The following is a 5197-nucleotide window of genomic DNA, read 5'->3' on the forward strand; positions in this document are numbered from 1 at the left end:
CCGGCCGGCTGATGATCATCGCCGCGGACCACCCGGCCCGTGGCGCACTCGCCGTCGGGGACCGCCGTCTCGCCATGGCCGGCCGGCTCGATCTGCTGGAACGGCTCTGTCTGGCCTTGTCGCGCCCGGGCGTCGACGGTGTGCTCGCCAGCGCCGACATCCTTGATGACCTGCTTCTGCTCGGCGCCCTGGAGGACCGGGTGGTCGTCGGCTCGATGAACCGCGGCGGTCTCGCGGGCGCCGCCTTCGAACTCGACGACCGCTTCACCGGACACCGTCCCGAGGATCTCGCCAGGCTCGGCTTCGACGCGGGCAAGCTGCTGCTCCGTATCGACTACGAGGACCCGGGCTCCCTGGACACCATGTACTCCGCCGCCCGCGCCATAGACGCCATGGCCGAGCGCCGGCTGCCGGTCTTCGTGGAGCCGTTCATCTGCCGGCGCGTCGGGGGACGGCTCCGTACAGATCTGGGCGCGGAGGCCGTGACACGCTCGATCGCCATCGCATCGGGGCTGGCAGGTACCTCCGCGTACACCTGGTTGAAGGTTCCCGTTACCCAGAACCCCGACGATATGGCCCGGGTGATGGAGACCTCGACACTCCCCGCCGTCCTGCTGGGCGGCGACATCGGAGGCGACCAGGAGGGCGCGTACGAGAAGTGGCGCAGGGCGCTGCGGCTGCCCACGGTCCAGGGCCTTGTCGTGGGCCGCTCGCTGCTCTATCCGGTCGACGGTGATGTAGCGGGAGCCGTCGACACCGCCGTGGGGCTGCTCTAGGGGGTACGGAGACATCATGACGACCGACCACCAAGAGCCGGAGCGGTATGTGCCCGCGGGCAGCGCCGCGACGGGCCCGTACACCCTCGACATCGATCCCGAGCGGGCCGGCTGGTCCCACAGCAGTCTCCGCGTCCTGGAACTCCCGCCCGGTGGTACCCACTCCCTGGCCACCGGGGACAGCGAGTGGATCGTGCTTCCGCTTACCGGCGGTTGTACGGTGCACACGCAGGGCGAGTTCTTTGAACTGCTGGGCAGGGAAAGCGTGTTCAGCGGAGTCACGGACTTCGCGTACGTTCCGCGCGATGCCCACGCACAGATCGCCTCCGGTGCGGGAGGCCGCTTCGCCCTGGCAGGAGCGAGGTGCGAGCGACGACTCCCCGCTCGCTACGGTCCCGCGCCGGAGGTTCCGGTCGAGCTGCGCGGCACGGGCGGCTGCTCGCGCCAGGTCAACAACTTCGCCGCCGCCGATGTCTTCGACTGCGACCGTCTGATCGCCGTCGAGGTTCTCACTCCCGGCGGCAACTGGTCGTCGTACCCACCGCACAAACACGACGAGCACCTCCCGGGCATCGAGTCCGAGCTGGAGGAGATCTACTATTTCGAGATCGGCGGCGGCGGCCTCGGCTACCACCGGGTCTCGCCCTCGCGCCCAGGTGGTACGGATGTTCTCGCCGAGGTCCGGACGGGTGACACCGTCCTCATCCCGGACGGCTGGCACGGGCCGTCCATCGCCGCGCCGGGACGCGACATGTACTACCTCAATGTGATGGCGGGGCCGGGCGAGTCCAGGGAGTGGCTGATCCGGGACCACCCCGACCACGGCTGGATCAGAAACACGTGGCCGGAGCAGGCCGTGGACCCGCGACTGCCGCTGTACGGAGCCGAACCGCCGCGCCAAGACGTCGAACCGCCGCTTCACGGAGCCGAGGAGGGCCCCCGATGAGCACACGCCGTCTCACCGTCGCCCAGGCGCTGATCACCTTCCTGTCCCGGCAGTACACCGAACGGGACGGCCGTAGAAAGCGGCTGGTGAACGCCGTCTGGGGCATCTTCGGGCATGGCAATGTGGCGGGTATCGGCCAGGCCCTTGTCGAGTCCACGGACGAGATGAGGTACTTGCAGGGACGGAACGAACAGGCCATGGTCCACGCCGCCGTCGGCTACGCCCGTCAGAGCAACCGCCTCTCCGCCCATGCCGTGACCACCTCCATCGGCCCCGGCGCCACCAATCTCGTCACCGGTGCGGCACTCGCCACCATCAACCGCCTTCCGGTGCTGCTGCTCCCCGGTGACACCTTCGCCACCCGTCCCGCCGATCCCGTTCTCCAGCAGCTCGAAGTCCCCTCAGCGGGCGATGTCTCGGTCAATGACGCCCTGCGCCCGGTCTCGGCGTACTTCGACCGTGTCACCCGTCCCGAGGCGCTGATCCCGGCCGCGCTCGCCGCGATGCGTGTGCTCAGCGATCCCGCGCAGACCGGGGCCGTCACTCTCGCGCTGCCGCAGGATGTGCAGGCGGAGGCGTTCGACTGGCCGGAGGAGTTCTTCGCCGAGCGTGTCTGGCGGGTCCGCCGTCAGGCGCCCGACCCGGATGAACTCGCCGATGCGGTGCGGCTGGTACGGGCAGCCGCCCGTCCTCTGCTGGTCGCGGGCGGCGGAGTCCACTACAGCGCGGCGGAGGAGGCGCTCGCCGCGTTCGCCGACGCCACCGGCATCCCGGTCGCCTCCACCCAGGCGGGCAAGGGCTCGCTGCCCCATGACCATCCCTGCGATGTCGGCGGGATCGGCCACACCGGCACCGCCACCGCCGATGAACTGGCCAGGACCGCGGATCTGGTCATCGGTGTCGGCACCCGCTGGTCGGACTTCTCCACCGCGTCCGCCACGCTCTTCTCGAACCCGGCCGTCCGCTTCCTCAATGTGAATGTCACCGGCTTTGACGCCCATAAGCTCGCGGCCCACCCGCTGGTGGCGGACGCCCTTACCGCCCTGGAAGGACTGACCGCCGCACTCGCCGAGGCCGGCGGCCACCGGGTCGCGCCCTCGTACGCGGCCGAGTACGGCGAGGACAAGGAGCGCTGGGAGTATCGCGTCGACGCCGCGTTCGCCGCCGACGAGGAGCTGGCCCGGCCCACCCAGGCCCAGGTCTTGGGCGTGCTCGATGCGCTCGTCACCGGCGAGGACATCCTCATCAACGCGGCGGGCTCGCTGCCCGGCGATCTCCACAAGCTCTGGCGGGCCCGCTCGCACGACCAGTACCACGTCGAATATGGCTACTCCTGTATGGGCTACGAGATCCCGGCCGCCCTCGGTGTGCTGCTCGCGGACCCGGGCAGGCCCGTCTGGGCCCTGGTCGGGGACGGTACGTATCTGATGAACCCCACCGAAATCGTCACCGGCGTCCAGGAACGGCTGCCTCTCAAGGTGGTGATCCTCCAGAACCACGGGTATGCCTCCATCGGAGGGCTCTCTGCGTCGGTCGGCGCCGAGGGATTCGGTACGGCCTACCGCTTCCGGGCGCCCGACGGTACGTACACCGGTGCTCCGCTGCCCGTCGATCTCGCGGCCAACGCGGCCTCGCTCGGAATGCGGGTGATCCGCGCCAAGACCATCCGTGACCTGCGCGAAGCCCTGACCGAGACGCGCGCGGCCGACGTCCCCACATGTGTCTACGTGGAGACCGAAACGGCAGACACTATGTCCGGCGTGCCCCCGGCCCAGGCGTGGTGGGATGTTCCCGTGGCCGAGACAGCGACCCGTACGCCCGCGGTCAAGGCCCGCGAGGAGTACGACCGGCACGTTGCCGCCCGCCGCCGTCATCTGTGAAGGAGCACGCAATGAAGACCGTCAACCACTGGATCGGTGGCAAGACCGTCGAGGGCGCGTCGGGCAACTGGGGCCCGGTGACCGACCCGGCGACCGGCGCCGTCACCACGCAGGTCGCACTGGCCTCCGCCGAGGAGGTGGACAGCGCCGTCGCCGCCGCGAAGGCCGCGTACGCCACCTGGGGCACCTCCTCCCTGGCCCAGCGCACCGGCATCCTCTTCCGCTACCGCGCGCTGCTCGACGCACACCGTGACGACATCGCCGCGCTGATCACCGCCGAGCACGGCAAGGTCCACTCGGACGCGCTCGGCGAGGTCGCGCGTGGTCTGGAGATTGTCGAGCTGGCCTGCGGGATCACCACCCAGCTCAAGGGAGAGCTGTCCACGCAGGTCTCCAACCGGGTCGATGTGGCGGCGATCCGCCAGCCGGTGGGTGTGGTCACGGGCATCACGCCCTTCAACTTCCCCGCGATGGTGCCGATGTGGATGTTCCCGCTGGCGATCGCGTGCGGGAATACCTTCGTACTGAAGCCCAGTGAGAAGGACCCGTCGGCCGCGAATCTGCTGGCCGAGCTGGCCGCGGAGGCAGGGCTGCCCGACGGCGTGCTGAATGTCGTGCACGGCGACAAGATTGCGGTGGACTCCCTGCTCGCACACCCGGATGTGGCGGCGGTCTCCTTCGTCGGCTCCACGCCGATCGCCCGCTATATCCATACGACGGCCTCCGCCAACGGCAAGCGCGTGCAGGCGCTCGGCGGCGCCAAGAACCATATGCTCGTCCTGCCCGACGCCGATCTGGACGCCGCCGCGGACGCGGCCGTCTCCGCGGCGTACGGCTCGGCCGGTGAGCGCTGTATGGCGATCTCTGCGGTCGTCGCGGTGGGCGCGATCGGTGATGACCTGGTCGCCAAGATCCGTGAGCGCGCCGAGAAGATCAAGATCGGGCCCGGCAATGACCCGATGTCCGAGATGGGCCCGCTGATCACCAAGGCGCACCGAGACAAGGTCGCCTCGTATGTCACGGGAGCGGCGGCCCAGGGCGCTGATGTCGTCCTGGACGGCACGGGTTACACGGTCGACGGCTTCGAGGACGGCCACTGGATCGGACTGTCCCTGCTCGACCGGGTCTCCACCGACTCCGACGCCTACCGCGACGAGATCTTCGGCCCGGTGCTCTGCGTGCTGCGCACGGAGACGTACGAGGAGGGCGTGAAGCTGATCAATGCCTCGCCGTTCGGCAACGGTACGGCGATCTTCACCCGTGACGGAGGCGCGGCCCGCCGCTTCCAGCTGGAGATCGAGGCCGGCATGGTCGGAGTGAATGTGCCGATCCCGGTGCCCGTCGGCTACCACTCCTTCGGCGGCTGGAAGGACTCGCTCTTCGGCGACCATCACATCTACGGCAACGACGGCGTGCACTTCTACACGCGCGGCAAGGTGGTCACCACCCGATGGCCCGACCCGGCGGAGGCCCCGGCGGGCGTGGACCTGGGATTCCCGCGCAACCACTGAGCCGAGAGCTGAGACCGGGCCCGCGTACGGACCCGAGCGCGTGAGCGGCGGCCCGTACGGACAGCGATGTCCGTACGGGCCGCC

General features: G+C 69.7%; 4 protein-coding genes. All 4 read left to right on the forward strand.

Annotation, left to right across the window (positions count from 1 at the left end; translation table 11 throughout):
• On the forward strand, positions 1–776 hold a 776-nt coding region (locus GA0115259_RS18150), incomplete at its 5' end, for a Cgl0159 family (beta/alpha)8-fold protein (protein ID WP_093597979.1).
• A gap of 16 nt (positions 777–792) precedes the next feature.
• Complete coding sequence (gene iolB, locus GA0115259_RS18155) at positions 793–1722, forward strand: 5-deoxy-glucuronate isomerase (protein WP_093597982.1); 930 nt, start codon at positions 793–795, stop codon at positions 1720–1722.
• Positions 1719–3602 (forward strand): 3D-(3,5/4)-trihydroxycyclohexane-1,2-dione acylhydrolase (decyclizing), encoded by a 1884-nt coding sequence (iolD, locus tag GA0115259_RS18160; protein WP_093597985.1) that lies wholly within the window; start codon positions 1719–1721, stop codon positions 3600–3602. Before iolB ends, iolD begins: the two co-directional genes overlap by 4 nt.
• Positions 3603–3613: 11 nt before the next feature.
• Positions 3614–5113, forward strand: coding sequence for a CoA-acylating methylmalonate-semialdehyde dehydrogenase (mmsA, locus tag GA0115259_RS18165; RefSeq protein WP_093597988.1), 1500 nt, complete (start codon positions 3614–3616; stop codon positions 5111–5113).
• Positions 5114–5197 lie beyond the last annotated feature (84 nt).

The organism is Streptomyces sp. MnatMP-M17 (genome assembly GCF_900091995.1).
Lineage (GTDB): Bacteria > Actinomycetota > Actinomycetes > Streptomycetales > Streptomycetaceae > Streptomyces.